Source organism: Methanomethylovorans sp. PtaU1.Bin093, from assembly GCF_002067275.1.
In the GTDB taxonomy this organism is placed as follows: Archaea; Halobacteriota; Methanosarcinia; order Methanosarcinales; family Methanosarcinaceae; genus Methanomethylovorans.
Genome location: NZ_MVQX01000073.1, coordinates 22,227 through 39,127, shown reverse-complemented (window position 1 = coordinate 39,127; position 16,901 = coordinate 22,227). Strand labels below are relative to the sequence as shown.

The following is a 16,901-nucleotide window of genomic DNA, read 5'->3' as shown; positions in this document are numbered from 1 at the left end:
CATACTGGGCTGCTGCAGAACTGATCACAGATGAGGTAAAATAATATAAAAAAAGAAATCTAAAAGTAAGGATACAGTATATTTATATATTTGTACCAATATATATTATATCGGGTGCCTACACTATAACCTAGCCTTAATATGGGGTTTTCGAATCCTTCCTCCTACCACAATCGGGCACCCTCCTCCTCCATTACTGATCTCATTGTTTTGTGCATTTCCCCAGAAGATATACTACAGAAACTCCCTTTTGATCCATTTTGGATAGAAGCAACCCTTTCAGTCGATCTTCTGCATCATTTGATGTATCAGATGTATAGGCAGGCATTTCCAGAACAATGGTATCAGATACCAGTGTCTTTACAACAGACATCAGATCAGGAGCCTCCTGTCCACCCGTCATGGCAGCAACCCGATTCTGCAATATAACGACAACAACATCATCCACGGACCCCACGGCATTGATCAGGCCAACTATACCTGAATGAGCAAGTGCAAAATCACCTATGACCGCAATGCCCTTATCTTTAAAGCCACATGCTGTGGATATAGCTGAGCCGAGGGCAAAACCCGTATCAATGGCTTGCAACGGTTCAGGCGCTGCCCGTATGGAACAGCCCATATCCCCGGCCACCATGACATCGATGTTCGCCAGGCATTTGTAAAGAGGCATGAATGGGCAGTCCTGACACAAAGGCCTTGAACCTCTGCTTTTGATGGTCTGCACTTCGGTATACTTCCCTATCCTGCTCTCACCCAGATGGTCCAGCGCATAGCCAATATGCTCTGCCTCCACCTGCCCGTACGGAATATGTCCTGTCATCTTGCCTTTTACTTTTCCGGTTACGGCAACATGGGATTCTATGTAAGGCTCGGTCTCCTCTACCACAAGCACTTCGTCGCATTCACTGATGAACTGCCGCACCATGTCAAAAGGAAAAGGAGACACCATCTGCAGGGAAAGGTGCGCATGACCTTTCCATCTTGGTTCTGAAAGCGCCTTGTCCACAAGCACTGAAATATAGCCTGAAGAAATGATACCCATCCTGCTGTTCCCTGGACGAAGCCAGTTCAAAGAAGTTGTCTGAACAGCCTTTTCAAGCAAAGGCATAGATTCCCTGTGGAATCGCTGGTGTTTCCCTTTAGTAGTAAGTTTCCAGATATCCTTATCGAAAGTGGCAGTTGTTTCATTCTGCCGGCTTCTGAGAACATGTCCTTTACTATCGAGCAGCCTGTCTGTTATTCTAATGACAACAGGGACTTTTGCCTGTTCTGATAACTGGAAAGCATGCATAACTGCATCATATACTCCCCGGGGTGTTGCAGGATCGAACAGAGCTACCTCTGCAAGACTACCATAAAAACGGGAATCCTGCTCGTTCTGGGAGGCTCTGGCCCCGGCATCGTCCCCGGCAACTATCACAACACCTGCTCCGATGGTGTGATACACAGATGTCATCAAAGGGTCGCTGAGCACGTTCATGCCCACATGCTTTACGACCACCATTGAACGCTGCCCCGTAACCGATGCACCCAGTGCTTTTTCGAGGGCTGTCTTTTCATTGGTCATCCAGAAAGCTTTGTAGCCTTCAAGTTGATGCTTGAGCAGCAGTTCCATCAAAGCGGTTGCAGGATAACCGGCCACTCCGGTTACAAACCGTACCCTACTGTCAATAACAGAAAGAAGAAGGGCTTCTATACCAGTGAAGGCTTTTGTATCAAACGCTGCATCATCAGGCATCATGTATCTCAGCATCCATCCTGACGGATTCTTCCGGCCTTGAGAACCATGCAAGCGAGGCCAGCGCACCTATAACGCCATTGCCGTTCATCCATATCTCCACACCATAATCGTTAGCGTACTGCAGGGCATATTCCCTGGTAAGCTCACCACTGCGGCATTTTCTGCTGTAGGGATAGATCTCATGAGCATTGAAATTCCGGAGCACAACCATACCGGTCTCATCTGAAACACTGTATTTCAGAAGTGCTCCCTTTATGCTTTCAAGCAGTTCTTTGGTCGATCTTGCGTCCACACACCCGAACTCCAGCACAGTGGATACACAGTTCTGAGTTCTTGCAGAGACCGGGAAAAGCTGGACAAGGGAATGTGAAAGATAGACAGACTCCGGACAATCCAGCTCTTTTGCGATATTATGGGTAAGGGTCCATGTGGCTCCCTTTTCCTTGGAGTCGGTATCGTCGATCCCTATGAGCACCCGCTCCCTTCTGGGAACGATGACCGTACCCCTTGCTGCACGCCCGCCGCCGGATTCACTGTAATCGCAGCGCAGGACACCCTGTGCAAAGGCCCGGCACTTAGTGGCGCCCACACCCCCGCCGCCCAGACCTGCATATGTGATATGCACCTCATCTTTATCCACAATAATGGATTCTATGCCAGCAGCTGCAACCGAAGGTTTTAGTTCGAGCTTGCATGTGCCTGTTTTTGCAAGGTACCTGATCATGTTCCCTATGGACCTTGTCTTTAAAATGAGGGGAGAATGCGAATAATGGAACTTTGACCATGCGGCACCTCCATAACAATTGGAATGCTCAACGATCTCAACGTATTCATTATTTTTATCGCATATTGCATATATACCCCTATATGGAGTTGTATAAGGGTCATTGAGTTCTATATCTTTCATCTGAGTCCCTAATTGATAGTAAATACCTTAAAGGTTTTGTTTTCCTTTAACCGACAAGACCTTCGTCCTTGAGGCTGACATACCTGCCATCGCCTATGATAACATGGTCCAGCACATCAATGCCCAGTATTTTACCACCCTCGATGAGCTTTTCTGTAACTGCTATGTCCTCCTTGCTGGGCGTCGGATCACCGGATGGATGGTTATGAGAGATAATAACTGATGCAGATGACTCCATGAGCGCGGATTTAAACACTTCCCTGGGATGCACGATGCTGGAATTCAGGCTGCCGATGGAAACAACTTCCTCCTTCAGCACCTGGTTCTTTGTGTCCAGGTAAAGCACCACAAGCTTCTCACGCTTCTGCTCCCTCATACCCGGATACAGCATTGAATAAACATCTGCAGGCGATCTTATCTTACGCTTGGGTTCATCCACATGCCGCTCCAGCTTGCGTGCAAGCTCGAAGACAGCAGCGATCTGGGCAGCTTTAGTTGGACCTATGCCATGTATCTGTGTCAGTTTAGATATTTGTGCCTGGCTCAACTGTTTTACATTGTACTCGGAGAAGATCCGCTGGCACATATTTACCACATTTTCCTTCTGCGTTCCTGTCCTGAGGACCACAGCCAGAAGCTCAGCAGTGGACAAAGACTCAGGGCCATATTTCAACAGGCGCTCAGTGGGCCTGTCGTCAACAGGAATGTCATGCATCCTCAGCCTGTAATCGCTCATGACCTCCAAAATTACCTGATACAATATAAAGTATTCTATATTTATTAAATTTAAAATAAATAAAATATAATTATATTTGATCATAGACCATTATCCGTAAAACCTTCCAAACCTTACGTTCTATTTATATCATTGATCTACATAGGACTGTGCATGAAAGTCATCAGCGTGGTCGGTTATAAGAAAACAGGTAAAACGACACTGGTCACACGACTTGTGGAAAGCCTTTCCAGAAAAGGCAAGGTCGGTACTGTAAAACAGATGTGCCATCATAGGTTCAATCCTGAGAACACTGACACAGGCAAACACTTCGATGCAGGAGCCGAGGCTGTGGCAGCAATAACAGATAACGAACTTGTGCTTGTGAGGCGCAACCCTTCCCTCAGCAAGGCTCTTGATGCCCTGGCAGACAACGGCATGGATTTCGCTATAGTGGAAGGCGCTAAGACAAGCAGCCTGCCGAAGATCGTTCTGGGGGACCTTGACAATATCGACGAGGTACAAAATATTGTTGCAAGACTGCCAGCAAGAGGAGACTGGGACATTGATACCCTTGCTGAGCTCGTGACGCAGCAGGATGACTGGGTCACCCTCGGCCTGCTCATCGAACAGGTAAAGCAGGACCCACGAATGAAACAGACAGGGGGCATCGGCACATTTACCGGCATCGTCAGACAATTTTCCGAAGGTGTGGAAACAAAGGCATTGCATTTCGAGAAATACGAGAAGGTTGCCGAAGAGGCAATGCAAAAGATCTGTCAAGACCTGATGCAAAGAGAAGGAGTTCTGGACGTAAGAATGCACCACCGTACAGGCACTATCAGGCCAGGAGAGGATATCGTCTACATAGTCGTTGCAGCTGCCCACAGGCAGGAACTGTTCATAGCCCTCACTGATGCCTTGGAAATGTTAAAATCAGAAGTGCCCGTATGGAAGAAAGAACTTACAATTGAAGGCGACTTCTGGGTGCATGATGTGGAGAAATGACACGAAAAGATGGCTCTGTGCAGTTACCTGTTCTTCAGGCCCATTTTCCTGTCGATCTCTTCGGCCATGACCTCCAGTTCATCGAAAATGCGCTCTGAATCCTTCCTCATTTCCTGAACTGCGGCTTTGAGGCTTCCTCCACGCAGGTAGAGCAACCTTTTTCTTCTGTAGATCATTCCTGAATCTATGAGATTGCGCAGATGATGGTTGACACGCGCCAGCCTTACATCAAGGTTATCGGCTATAGACTCTGAGGTTACCCTGTCTTCCTCAGCCAGCATCCGTAACATATCCATTACTATCCGGGTGGCCATGTTCTCAGTGTCCCGGCCGGATGAAAGCCCGAAGCTGTCACACAGCCATCTGATATCACCCTCAAGGTTCTTGTCCCTGGGTTTTTCAAGGCTTATCAGAACTATTTGCTGGTTCTGCTGTGTCATGGATATAGTTTATCATACATAAGTTATATAAATGTTACTGTTTTTTGTACATATCATTTCGATATTATGAAGATAATTGTTCTAAAATACATAACGTTTATATATTGGATTGACAATATAGATGCATGTAAGCCAGGCAAAAAGCTGGCATAGTTTCATTTGGAGGATATCAGCAATGATCATCAAACCGATTGGAGAGAGAATATTAATAAAAGTGGTCAAACAGGCCGAGAAGACCGATAGCGGCATTTACCTGCCAGATTCAGCCAAGGAAGAAAAGAAAGAAGGCATTGTTGTCGCTGTTGGCACGTTTGAGGATGGACGTGAACTGCCTGTGAAAAAAGGGGACCACGTGATATATGGTGGTTACAAGAGCGATGAAATAGACATAGACAACGAACTGCACGTGTTCGTTGACTTTAAGGATCTGCTTGCAGTAATTGAGAAATAAGAGAAAACAAGCATTATAGAATAAGAAATATCGTAAATGGAAAATGAGGTGTAGAAATGACTTCCAAACAGATCACATTCCATGAGAACGCACGCAGATCATTGTTGAATGGTGTTGATAAGGTAGCTAATACCGTGAAGATCACATTAGGCCCAAAAGGGCGCAACGTCGTACTGGACAAAGCAACCAGCCCTGTAGTAACAAACGATGGCGTTACCATTGCAAAAGAGATCGAACTCAAAGACAAGTTCGAGAACATTGGTGCAAAGCTTGTGAAAGAAGTGGCATCCAGGACCCAGGATACCACCGGTGATGGTACCACCACTGCAACCCTGTTAGCCCAGTCACTTATCACCGAAGGTATAAGGAACATTACTGCGGGAGCAAATCCCATAGAGGTCAAGAAAGGCATCGAAAGGGCCACAGAAGCGGTTGTAAAACATATAAAAGAACAGAGCCAGGATGTAAAGGACAAGGCCAAGATCATCCAGGTTGCCACGATATCGGCCAACAATGATGAAGAGATCGGCGGCCTTATAGCAGGTGCCATGGAGAAGGTAGGATACAACGGCGTTATTACCGTAGAGGATTCCAAGACCATGGAAACCAGCCTTGAAGTAGTGGAAGGTATGCAGTTCGAGAGGGGTTTTGTGTCACCTTACATGGCCACTGACCACGAGAAACTGACGTGTGAGTTCGACGAGCCATATATCCTCATCACTGACAGGACCATAAGCACAATGAACCAGGTCATACCTGTGCTGGAGAAGGTTGCAAAGGAAGGCAGATCTTTGCTGATAGTGGCTAAGGATGTCGAAGGTGATGCACAGGCGGGCATCATATTGAACATCATCCGCGGTGCTTTGAAGGTATGTGCCGTCAAGGCCCCGGGCTTTGGCGATGACCAGAAGGACATGCTCGAGGATATAGCGGTACTCACTGGCGGCACTGTTATCAGTGAGGACAAAGGCATGAAGCTTGAGGACTTCACCGATGTGATGCTGGGCAATGCAAGGAAGATCACTGTGGACAAGAACAAGACCACCATAGTGGAAGGCAAGGGTAACAAAGCCGCGATCGAGCAACGGATGAGGCTCATAGAGTCACAGGTCAATGTCACCGAGTCTGATTACAGGAAGAAGGAACTTAAGAAGCGCTTGGCAAAGCTCGGTGGCGGAGTGGCAGTGATAAAGGTAGGTGCAGCTACTGAGACCGAGCTCAAGGAAAAGAAGATGAGGATCGACGATGCCCTGAACGCCACCAAAGCCGCAGTAGAGGAAGGCGTGGTCGCAGGTGGCGGAGTAACACTGTTCCATTCAACATCCATCGTTGATGAGCTGAAGCTCGAAGGGGATAAGCAGATAGGTGCCATGATAGTGAAAAGATCACTCGAGGAACCAATGCGCCAGATAGCTATCAACGCAGGCAGAGAGGGAGCTGAGATCGTGGCACGTGTGCGCACAGAAGCAAATCCGAACTTTGGATACAATGCCAAGACCGATGTGTTCGAGGACCTCTTTGAAGCTGGCGTGATAGACCCCACAAAGGTCGTACGCAGCGGGCTGCAGAACGCTGCCTCCATCGCGGGCATGGTACTGACCACTGAGGTACTGGTCGCGGATTTCGACGACGAGAAAGATGAAAGGACTGCTGCGATCATAATCTGATCGCCTTCCTTTCTTGAAAAATATCGATCAACTGTACTATATCTGAAATGCAGAGGTGAAAGACAATGAAGTTTGGACTGACAAGATGGACACCAGCGAGAACAGCTAGATGGGACCCCTTTGACGAGATGAGACAGATGCAGCAGCAGTTGAACAGTATGTTCAAGGACATGACACTGGGAGACCGCTGGACTGAAGCTGATACCCTGGCTCCCCTTGTAGATGTTCAGGATCAGGGAGATAAGCTCGTAGTAACTGCCGACCTTCCAGGCGTTGACAAGCAGAATGTCAACATCGATGTCCAGGAGAACCTCATAAGCATCTCGGCAAAGTCCGGTACGGAGACCGAGAGCGAGGAAGAGGGATACATGCGCAGGGAGCGTACATACAAGATGTTCTCAAGAACACTCACCCTGCCTGAAGCAGTTACATCAGAGGGTGCTAAGGCAAAACTGGAGAACGGTGTGCTCACTGTGGAACTGCCAAAGCTGCAGATCGAAGAGAAGAAGAAGATCCTCATCGAGTAGACATAAAGGACCATATTTTTTATTGCACCTGTATCTGGGTGCGTGGGCATGACCTTCGGGCCATGGCCCTACCATCCTTTTTACATGCTGGTTCATGGCAGCAGCACAGTCAGTTTTCCAAAGATGTGGAATCTTTGCTGAAAACTAACAGCAATTTATTAGTACAGCGAGTAGAACAGCGCTTATAAGACATATCACGATCATTGATCATTTGAGGAACATAGGGGGAAAAGTATGGATCTGAATCGTTTCACTCAGAAAGCCCAGGAGGCCATCCAGGGCTCAACCACGATAGCTGCCAGATATCATAATCAGCAGATAGATTCTGAACATCTGCTCCTGTCAATGCTGGAACAAAACGGGGGTTTAGTGCCCACATTGTTGCAGAAGCTGGATGTAGACCCGGGCAGGATCACAGAGAAGGTGGAGGACAAGCTGGCAAGCCTGCCGCAAGTATCCGGTCCCGGAGGAGAGCAGGTGTATATGACCCAGACACTCAGGAGAGTGCTGGATTCTGCCAGCAAGACAGCAGGCAAGATGCAGGATGAGTTCGTCAGTGTGGAACACCTGCTTATAGCGATCGCAGAGGAAAAGGATTCCATAGCAGGTAAAATACTTGCAGGGGAAGGTATCACAAAGGACCGCCTGCTTGCTGCCATCAAGGAGATAAGAGGGGGCAGGCGCATTACTTCAGAGAATCCGGAAGATACAATGGAACCACTTAAGAAGTATGGTATCGACTTCACAGAGCTGGCTTCACAGGGCAAACTTGATCCTGTCATCGGCAGGGAACAGGAGATAAGGCGTACTATAGAGATCTTGTCGCGACGCAGGAAGAACAACCCTGTACTCATCGGTGAGGCAGGCGTGGGTAAGACAGCCATAGTCGAAGCGCTTGCACAACGTATTGCAAAGAGAGATGTACCTGATGCCATGAAGGATAAGCGCATCGTTGCCCTTGACATGGGAGCACTTATAGCAGGTGCCAAGTTCAGGGGCGAGTTCGAGGAGCGGCTTAAGGCTGTGCTTAAAGAGGTTGCTGAATCGGAAGGCCAGATAATCCTGTTCATTGACGAACTCCACACTATAGTAGGTGCTGGAGCCACAGAAGGGGCTATGGATGCCGGAAACCTGCTCAAGCCCATGCTGGCACGTGGTGAGCTCCATTGTATAGGCGCTACCACGCTGAACGAATACCGAAAGTACATTGAAAAAGATGCTGCTCTGGAACGTCGTTTCCTGCCTGTGATGGTAGAGCAGCCTACGGTAGAGGATACAATATCCATCCTGCGTGGACTTAAGGAAAAATACGAAGTGCACCACGGTGTGCGTCTCAAGGACTCAGCTCTGGTGGCAGCGGCTGTCATGAGCCACAGGTATATAGCAGACAGGTTCCTGCCTGACAAAGCCATAGACCTGGTAGACGAAGCTGCCGCAAAGAAGAGAACTGCTATAGACAGCAAGCCTGCGGAACTTGATGAAGCTGACCGTAAGATCATGCAGCTTGAGATCGAAAAGGAAGCACTTAAGAAAGAAAAGGACGAGGCATCCAAGGAACGCCTTGAAGTTTTGGAAAAGGAACTTGCCGACATCCGTGCCGAGTCCGATGCCATGCGTGCAAGGTGGAACCAGGAAAAGGAAACAATAGCCAAGCTCAACTCCATCAAGCAGCAGATAGAAGATGCCAAGGTGCAGCTTGAGCTTGCCGAGAACGATAACAACCTGGAACTGGCTTCAGAGCTGAAATATGGAACCCTTATCCCCCTGCAGCACCAGTATGCACAGGAAGAGGAAGCGCTCAAGAGAACGCAGGATGAGATGCTGCTGAGCGAAGAGGTGGGTGAAGAGGACATTGCAGAGGTCGTTTCGGTCTGGACGAAGATCCCTGTCACCAAGCTGCTGGAAGGACAGCGTGAGAAACTTGTGCATATCGAAGATAACCTGCACAAGCGTATCATAGGCCAGAAAGAAGCTGTAAAGGCAGTAGCTGATTCAGTGATCCGTGCCTATGCAGGTATCAAAGACCCAAAGAGACCCATTGGAAGCTTCATATTCCTGGGACCTACCGGCGTAGGTAAGACAGAACTTGCCAAAGCCCTTGCGGCTGAACTCTTCGATGACGAGAACAACATAATACGCATCGACATGTCCGAGTATATGGAGAAGCACACAGTTGCCCGTATGATCGGTGCGCCCCCGGGTTACATCGGCCATGACGAGGGTGGACAGCTCACCGAAGCCGTGAGGAGGAGACCGTATGCAGTGGTGCTCTTTGATGAGATAGAGAAGGCACATCCTGATGTGTTCAACGTCATGTTGCAGATACTGGATGACGGCAGGCTGACGGATTCCAAGGGCAGGACAGTGGACTTCAAGAACACTCTCCTGATCATGACCTCGAACATCTTTGCAGGTGATCTGACCAAACTCCTGGACGTTCCTGACGGCACGTACAGGCCCGAACAGGGAATGCCGGAAGTAACTCATAAGGAAGGCCATGGATATGAGCAGTTACAGGCAAAGGCACTCAGTGAACTTGGAAAGTACTTCCGGCCTGAGTTCCTCAACCGTATAGACGAGATCGCCATATTCCATGCGCTTAGGCCCGATGAACTGGTCCACATAGTAGACCTCAAGGTGGCGGACCTTGTGGCAAGGCTCAGGGACAAAAGGATACAGCTGGAGATCACTGATGAGGCAAAACAATACCTGGGCAGGGTAGGCTACAGCGAGACCTTCGGTGCCAGACCACTTAAGCGTGTCATCCAGAACGAAGTGGAAACAAAGATGGCAAAGCTGATAGTTTCGGGCCAGGTTGCCGAAGGCTCCACAGTAGTAGTGGATGCCAGAGATAACCAGATAGTACTGGACGTTGTCCAGAAGGTCTGAGCGTGCTGATCCGGCCATTATTGGCACAGTGGCCGGAAATTTTCATATTTCATTGGATCTGCTTTTTGAATACCCCTTAACTTAACAGAATCCCTATTTGAAAAACTACATATACCCCTTTGCATAATATTCGCACAGCCGAACAAAACCTATGATTGACACAGGAGAAGATCGCATGAACACCGAAGAGATCCAGAGATTAGGAAAAGAACTTATAGACACACTCCACCTTAAAACATCACCTGTAGCCGTACGTCTTGTTAAAGCAGATGAAGAATTGCCCGCTGACGTGCAAAGAATAACAGAGAACGTCAGGCATTGCCAGATGGTGGATAATGTAAGAAGGAAAGGATCTCAGTTCTATGCACTTCTTGAAGATCACATGTGCAAAGGCGGTGCGGCAGTGATGGGACTTACCGAGATGGGTGAAAAACTAAAGACAGGAGAAGTGTACTATCATCTTAACCATTTCGGGTCCATGGATGCTGCAAAAAGCACTATGGAAAAAGTGCCGCGTGTGCCAGCACACTCCGTAAAAGCTGTAGTGTATTCACCTCTTGAAAAAACCACATTCAACCCTGATGTTATCCTGATCATTACAAATCCTAAACAGGTAATGGAACTGTCACAGGCACTGCTTCATAAAAGCGGTGGACGTGTCAATGCGAGCTTTGCCGGTAAACAGAGCGTTTGTGCAGATGGCGTAGCTTACCCCTATCTCTCAGGCGAAGCAGGTGTGACCGTGGGATGCAGCGGCAGCCGCAAGTACACCGAAATAAAAGACGATGAGATGATCATAAGCATACCAGTGGACATGTTGCCAGGGCTTGTGGCATCTGCAAGAACGATGTTTAAAAACTGAACATCTTCTTTTTTTGAACGTACAAAAAAATGCTGTGTTCTGTAACACAGCTATGATCAAAGGACTTCCTGCGCTCTCTTGAAGATCAGGTCGGCAATGAGCTCATCGCTTCCAAGGGGCTTGCCGTAGAGGATCCTTACCTGCCGGCCATTCATTTGAATGCTGCCCTGATTGGTCTCAGGGTCCAGTTTCAATATACCCGGAATATCTTTGGTAATATGCACGCCCGATGCAAGGAATACGGGCACAGCAACGATCTTGCTCACACCGGTGTCTTCGAATGAAAGTAATGCTTCTTCCACTGAAGGAGTGCTCATTTCCATGAATCCGGCCTTTACAACATATTCCGGGTGTTTTTTTGCGATCATGTCTGCAATTTCAGTAACTACCTGGTTGTTGTAGGGCAATCTGCTGCCATGGCCTATGGCAAGGATACCGATCTTTTCGCTCATATATATCACCTTTTTGAAAAATTGTAACAATAATTCTACTAAAAGTGTTACTTACTCGGATGGTTGTAAGTTTTAATCAAATATAGTTCTTTTCATTTATCCCCGGAAAATACAACAAAAAACAATAAAATCACGCATCTATCAACCGATATTCCCCACTATATACATACATATTAGGTTCTCTCACGAAACCTACGAGGGTCAGATCTGCATCCTGTGCAAGTAACACTGCTTCTTTCACAGTGGCGCCTTTACTGGCCATGAGAGGAAAACCAGAATTAATAGCCTTTGAAACCATAGTACCTGCAAGTCTGCCCGTAGTTACAAGCGCACATCTGGAAATATCTATGCCTTCAAGCAATGCTTTTCCAACCGCCTTGTCCACAGAACAGGAACGTCCGATGTCCTCGCAGAATACCAGAACATTACCTGATGGATCACACACCAAAGAAGAATGAGCGCCACCGGTCTTTTTCCATGCGTTGCCCCATTCTTTCAGTTTCCCTACTGCATTGAATATGACCTGTGGGCTGAAAAACACATCCTTTGGCAATAAAGGACGGTCCCTGGGCGTAAAAAGGGTCGTACCGCACCTTTCCACACGTCCGAGATCGAAAAGCCGTGAAGTCTCGATATTGATCTTACAATCTATCCTCTTAGGACCTATATCAATGGAAAGTATGTTCCGGATATCATCCCTGCCGATAAAGCCTTCACATACCATGAATCCAACTGCAAGCTCCTCAAGTTCCCTGGGACTCGCATAAAAAGTGGTGAGGTGGACATCATTGATGAAAAGGTCAAATGCCTCTTCAATGATAACATCCGCTTCTATTTGTTTTCTCTGGCCACCAGAGATCTCCGTGCACGCTATAGTTGTATAGAGGGAAGAAGGGGCGACATATTCGCCCCTGCCGAATTCCCTCTTTACAGAAGAATTACTCGCGTACTGGTTCTTCTTCATGCTTCCTTAAGTTTCTTCACTCTATCGAAAAGCTGTTTCATGGTATCTTCGTTGCTCTTTGTGTAAGGGAACGGAGATTCCGTGAACGGCTGGAAGTACACTGGCACATCGTCAAGCCTGTAGAAAGTACCATCACATTCCATCGCATCGATGACACCGGGCAGCACCACTTCAGAGACTGTGGTTGTGGGGCACGGTGCAATGTCAATGCAGATAGTGGGTATCTGGGCCATATACTCTGCAGCGTCGGCAGGTATGTGGGACACCAGGTCAGCACTGAGCACCAGCGCTGCATCCGTATCCTTGTCCCTCAGCAGGTCCACACAGGTATACTCTCCGGGATTGTATCTCGGATAGCCCCTTGAGAAATCCAGGCCGAAGGGATATCCATAGAGGTAAGATGCGAGCTGGTTGAAACCTGCCACGTTGCAATGACCTCTCAGTGCCCCGATAGTACACTTTGTATAGTTGTTCATTTCCTTTACCATGTTCAGGGCCATTTCGATATTCCTGTGCTTTCCATAAGATGAGGACACACCCAGTCCTACGTATATGGACACGAAATTGGACTCTTTCATCAGGGTGACGACCTGTTCCATGACCTCAATAGGAATACCAGTTATCTCTTCTACTGATGGATGTGGCTTTTTCCCATTGATTATGGTGAACAGTCCACTCAGCAGTTCATAGTCTGTGTTAGGGTTGAGCTGCACGTGCAGGTCAGATGCGACTGTTGTAGGAGTCTTGCGCGGGTCAACTGTAATGACCGTACGATCGAACCTGCCTCTCTTGGTCCAGTATCCCCTTGGGAACACACCATATCTGGACATGTGCCTGGGCATGGATTCCAGAGGATTGGTTCCCCAGTAGATGATGACATCTGCCCTGTTCTTTGACTGTCCGGCCGTACATCCGGACCTGCCTGCTTCCTGAATGCCCATTGCAGTGGGTCCGTGGCAGATAGTGGCATTAGAATCGACTGCACCACCAAGGTACTCACCCATGTGCAGACCTACTTCCTGCGCCTCAATGGCTGTTTCACTGCCCATGAAGAAGAAAGGTCTTCTGGAGCTTGCCAGGATCTGAGCGGCCCTGTCCAGAGCCTCATCCCATGTAGCAGGCCTCAATTTGCCGTTCTCCCGTACCATGGGTTCTCTTATCCTGTGATGGCTCACAACTTCCTGGAACTTGGCATTACCCATCTTACAGGCGTTCTGGACATCGATGGTGTTACCTTTGAGATCCACAATGACATCGTCACATGATGCACCGCATACCGGACATATAATGTTCTTTGCAACCATTTTATTCACCTCCCATGTACACCTTAAGAACAACATCTTCAGCACTGAGCACCTCGCCTTCAGCAGGCTCGATGGTCACGAGGCTTCCCTTGTACAGAGGTGAACCTGTGGAGAACGTGGATGGCTCTACTACCACATTGGCCCATATCGCCCTTGGCATGAAGACCTGTCCACACCTCATGTCGTTGGTACATTTGGTATATACTACAACTGAACGCTGTCCGTCCCTTCTTATGACCTTTACCTTCTCAGGGAATCCCAGTGCTGCGTAATCAACTTCATTGAGCCAGCAGACTGCACACTCCTTTGTGTATGCATCTGAGTATTTGTCACCGCCCTTGGCCAGCCTTCCTTCATCTATGGTACTTCCGGTATTAAGTAAAGCTTCAATGCATACCATTTTACAGACCCCCGTTAAACTCGCTTGATACGTACATTACGCCTTTTACCTTCTGGGGTATTGCATAGTCACCTGCGAACTTCTTGTACTCGCCCGGGCATTCGACATCACCGAACTTAAGATCTTTCTCTGTGGCCTGATACTGGAATCCCGGAGTGAACCTGGATATGTGGCCGCCTACTACGATAATACCATTGGTCATCTCGGCACCCACGGTCCTGAAGGCATCTCCCTTCACAACGATAAGGCCGCCATTGGCACGGATGCCACAGAAATTGTCCACGTTACCGTTGATGATGATCTCTCCGCCGCTTATACCGCCGCCTACCTGGTTCATTGCGTTGCCATCAATTACGATACGACCGCCGGTCATACCATGCCAGCTGCCACGGTATGCACAGCCCACGTGGTCTTTGGTATTACCTTTGATATGAAGCAGGCCGCCTTTCATCTCCATGCCTGCCCAGGACTCGGCATCCCCTTCTACAACGATCTCCCCTCCGGCCATCTCGGAGCCAACATGCATCCCTGCATTGCCCTTTATGACGATCTTGCCGGCGGTCATCTGTTGTCCTATCCTCTTTACCCTTGGAACATCACCATCTACAATGATAGTGGTATCCTGTGCAGAGCTTCCTCCGTTACCCTGCACATCAAAGAAATAGGAAAGAGGCAGCTCCTTTGGGCCCTGCCATACGACCAGCTCACCAATTTCCTTTGCATTCTTGCCGGCGAAATGGTCAGGAGTTATGACCTCTGCTTCCACCATTATATCAATATCATTTTTTGGTCTAAGTGTAACTTCTACCATTGACTCACCTCAACGGATTCACGGTCATCGGAGTTGGATTTGCGAGGTACCTCTCAGGCGTCGGGTAGTTAGAGAAGCCTAAGGTGTAGTACCTGAACCACTCCTTTACATCTTCAAGCATGTGTTTTTCATCAGCATCCGGAACCTTGATGTCAGAATAATAGGTCCTCTTTTCCGGAATGGCTACGATCTCACCCTGACGGGCAACGACCTCTCCGTCCTTGATGGTATACTCTGAGTTCTGCAGGTTCCTTATAAGGCCCTCATAGTCGTTCACATCGAGCTTGGTCGGGTCAATGTTATAAATGGAAACATCACCGTCAGCTCCCACGCCCAGGGTCCCCTTCCTGTATGCCATGCCGATCGTCCTTGCAGGGTTGGCACGGGTCAGGATCGCAAGGTCGTACAGAGACATCTCTCTCTCCTCGCCGCCCAGGCCGCTCCTGTCCTGAGACCACTTGTGACATTCCGCCATGGTATCCTGTCTTGCCTTGAGGGACATCAGCCATGCCATAACAAGTGGGTACTTTGTAAATGGACCACCATTGGGACTGTCGGTTGTCATGATGGACTTCCAGGGATCCTTTACGTACAACAGCACTTCCAGACCCATTGCCCATTGCACGCTGTGCACAGGATTGCTCTTTAGGTATGTGAATGGCAGTACACCTGAGCCGCACTCGCACTCCACATCCGTGTTAGACCATTTGTTACCTGTAAGTACGTAGAGATCGTGGATCGCAGGTCCATCGCCGGTCATGACAGTTGCATCGCCGAATGGCACACAACCGCTGTCCATTACTACATGGTCCTTGCCGTTGACATAATCTGTTATGCCCTTTACACCGGATTCGAAATCTCTCCATGAAGTTCCACCGAACGCATTGAACTGGCAGTGTGTCAGGTAAACGGACTCGTGCCTCTTTGCATTCATCTTTGTTTCCGCCCATTCCACATCCACATTGGGCTTACCCTTTACGTTGCTTGGGATCTTGAGAGAGTCCCGTGTGATCTCCCAGCAGCCCGGGTGTCCAAGGTTGTTTGCATGCAGATGCAGTGGCATTGGGAAACCGAGGTGCTCATTGATCTCGGTCAGGTTCTTGATGATCTCCGTGGGTGTGACCTCGAAGTGTATGTTCGCCTGGTCAAGGGAACTGACGTTCTCTCCCCATCCCCAGTTCTCCACACCTGCTGGGTTCACACATTTTATACCGTATGTCTTGTGGGTCCTCATCATCCATGCAACGTAGGCTGCCGCCTTGTCAAAATCACCCTCGTTCATGTACCTCATAAGGAACCAGTTGTTACCCAGCACGAGGTAGCCTCCCATATCTACCATGGGTGTTGCACGCATTTCCTCATGGGTGTGACGGGCTTCAAGGGGAGGTACTGCTGCCTCGAACACGGTCGTGTAACCCATCTTGGAATACTCATACCCCCCCAGGTACACAGTAGGAACGGTGTAACCTGACCCGGAGTGAGTAAGAGGGGTTTTCTTCATATAACATTTGTAGTGGTCCTCCGGCCTCATTAGCCTGCCACTGTTTACTTTCGCACCCGCAACATGTGAGTGTGAATCCACACCACCAGCCATGACGGTCATGCCGCTGGCATCTATGACCTTTGCGTTATCCATCTCAGATGCTGAAAGCTCTCTCACGACCTTTCCGTCTCTGATGAAAACATCCATCCTTTCCCCTTTGACCTCATTGAGGGGATCGAACACATAACCATTCTTTATTGCAATCGTTCCAGCCATA

The 16,901-nt window shown here is 48.5% G+C and carries 16 protein-coding genes; 6 read left to right on the top strand and 10 right to left on the bottom strand.

All coding sequences use genetic code 11. From position 1 onward, the window contains the following. Positions 1-202: 202 nt before the first annotated feature. Genes A4E24_RS08380 through radC form a run of 3 tightly spaced genes read right to left on the bottom strand, consistent with a single transcriptional unit; the run spans position 203 to position 3,387 of the window. A complete protein-coding gene (locus tag A4E24_RS08380) occupies positions 203-1,744 on the bottom strand; it encodes a thiamine pyrophosphate-dependent enzyme (protein WP_292352826.1) in 1,542 nt (513 codons plus the stop codon). Beyond that, the gene (mmp11, locus tag A4E24_RS08375) at positions 1,734-2,651 is read right to left on the bottom strand and encodes a methanogenesis marker protein 11 (protein WP_292352825.1); all 918 of its coding nucleotides are present in this window, start codon (positions 2,649-2,651) and stop codon (positions 1,734-1,736) included. Before mmp11 ends, A4E24_RS08380 begins: the two co-directional genes overlap by 11 nt. Positions 2,652-2,697: 46 nt before the next feature. Further along, positions 2,698-3,387 carry a DNA repair protein RadC gene (gene radC / locus A4E24_RS08370; RefSeq protein ID WP_292352824.1) on the bottom strand — a complete coding sequence of 230 codons (690 nt, stop codon included), beginning with the start codon at positions 3,385-3,387 and terminating at the stop codon, positions 2,698-2,700. Between the two features lie 153 nt (positions 3,388-3,540). Between radC and A4E24_RS08365 the strand changes: the two genes are divergently transcribed. Continuing rightward, the gene (locus A4E24_RS08365; protein ID WP_292352823.1) at positions 3,541-4,374 is read left to right on the top strand and encodes a molybdopterin synthase; all 834 of its coding nucleotides are present in this window, start codon (positions 3,541-3,543) and stop codon (positions 4,372-4,374) included. Between the two features lie 23 nt (positions 4,375-4,397). Here A4E24_RS08365 and A4E24_RS08360 read toward each other — a convergent pair whose 3' ends face one another. After that, positions 4,398-4,814, bottom strand: coding sequence for a helix-turn-helix domain-containing protein (locus tag A4E24_RS08360; RefSeq protein ID WP_292352822.1), 417 nt, complete (start codon positions 4,812-4,814; stop codon positions 4,398-4,400). 175 nt (positions 4,815-4,989) lie between these two features. Between A4E24_RS08360 and groES the strand changes: the two genes are divergently transcribed. From groES to A4E24_RS08335, 5 genes are all read left to right on the top strand, one after another. After that, on the top strand, positions 4,990-5,265 hold the full coding sequence (gene groES / locus A4E24_RS08355) for a co-chaperone GroES (protein WP_292352821.1): 276 nt from the start codon (positions 4,990-4,992) through the stop codon (positions 5,263-5,265). Between the two features lie 56 nt (positions 5,266-5,321). Then, positions 5,322-6,932 carry a chaperonin GroEL gene (gene groL / locus A4E24_RS08350; protein ID WP_292352820.1) on the top strand — a complete coding sequence of 537 codons (1,611 nt, stop codon included), beginning with the start codon at positions 5,322-5,324 and terminating at the stop codon, positions 6,930-6,932. A 65-nt stretch (positions 6,933-6,997) separates the two neighbouring features. Beyond that, on the top strand, positions 6,998-7,459 hold the full coding sequence (locus tag A4E24_RS08345; protein ID WP_292352819.1) for an Hsp20/alpha crystallin family protein: 462 nt from the start codon (positions 6,998-7,000) through the stop codon (positions 7,457-7,459). A 234-nt stretch (positions 7,460-7,693) separates the two neighbouring features. Next, a complete protein-coding gene (clpB, locus tag A4E24_RS08340; protein WP_292352818.1) occupies positions 7,694-10,348 on the top strand; it encodes an ATP-dependent chaperone ClpB in 2,655 nt (884 codons plus the stop codon). A 175-nt stretch (positions 10,349-10,523) separates the two neighbouring features. Continuing rightward, positions 10,524-11,210, top strand: coding sequence for a DUF169 domain-containing protein (locus tag A4E24_RS08335; protein ID WP_292352817.1), 687 nt, complete (start codon positions 10,524-10,526; stop codon positions 11,208-11,210). A 56-nt stretch (positions 11,211-11,266) separates the two neighbouring features. Here the strand turns inward: A4E24_RS08335 and cfbA are convergent, their stop codons facing one another. The 6 genes from cfbA to A4E24_RS08305 all read right to left on the bottom strand — a co-directional run bounded on the left by cfbA (position 11,267) and on the right by A4E24_RS08305 (position 16,900). Next, positions 11,267-11,692, bottom strand: a complete 426-nt coding sequence (cfbA, locus tag A4E24_RS08330) for a sirohydrochlorin nickelochelatase (RefSeq protein ID WP_292352816.1) — start codon at positions 11,690-11,692, stop codon at positions 11,267-11,269. Between the two features lie 100 nt (positions 11,693-11,792). After that, positions 11,793-12,626: a formate dehydrogenase accessory sulfurtransferase FdhD gene (fdhD, locus tag A4E24_RS08325; protein WP_292352815.1), complete on the bottom strand. Its 834-nt coding sequence runs from the start codon at positions 12,624-12,626 to the stop codon at positions 11,793-11,795. Then, positions 12,623-13,930, bottom strand: coding sequence for a formylmethanofuran dehydrogenase subunit B (locus A4E24_RS08320; protein WP_292352814.1), 1,308 nt, complete (start codon positions 13,928-13,930; stop codon positions 12,623-12,625). The genes fdhD and A4E24_RS08320 overlap by 4 nt, the downstream gene beginning before the upstream one ends. 1 nt (position 13,931) lies before the next feature. Then, positions 13,932-14,321 carry a molybdopterin dinucleotide binding domain-containing protein gene (locus A4E24_RS08315; protein ID WP_292352857.1) on the bottom strand — a complete coding sequence of 130 codons (390 nt, stop codon included), beginning with the start codon at positions 14,319-14,321 and terminating at the stop codon, positions 13,932-13,934. A 10-nt stretch (positions 14,322-14,331) separates the two neighbouring features. After that, positions 14,332-15,141: a formylmethanofuran dehydrogenase subunit C gene (locus A4E24_RS08310; RefSeq protein ID WP_292352813.1), complete on the bottom strand. Its 810-nt coding sequence runs from the start codon at positions 15,139-15,141 to the stop codon at positions 14,332-14,334. A 4-nt stretch (positions 15,142-15,145) separates the two neighbouring features. Beyond that, on the bottom strand, positions 15,146-16,900 hold the full coding sequence (locus A4E24_RS08305; RefSeq protein ID WP_292352812.1) for a formylmethanofuran dehydrogenase subunit A: 1,755 nt from the start codon (positions 16,898-16,900) through the stop codon (positions 15,146-15,148). Between the last annotated feature and the right edge of the window lies 1 nt (position 16,901).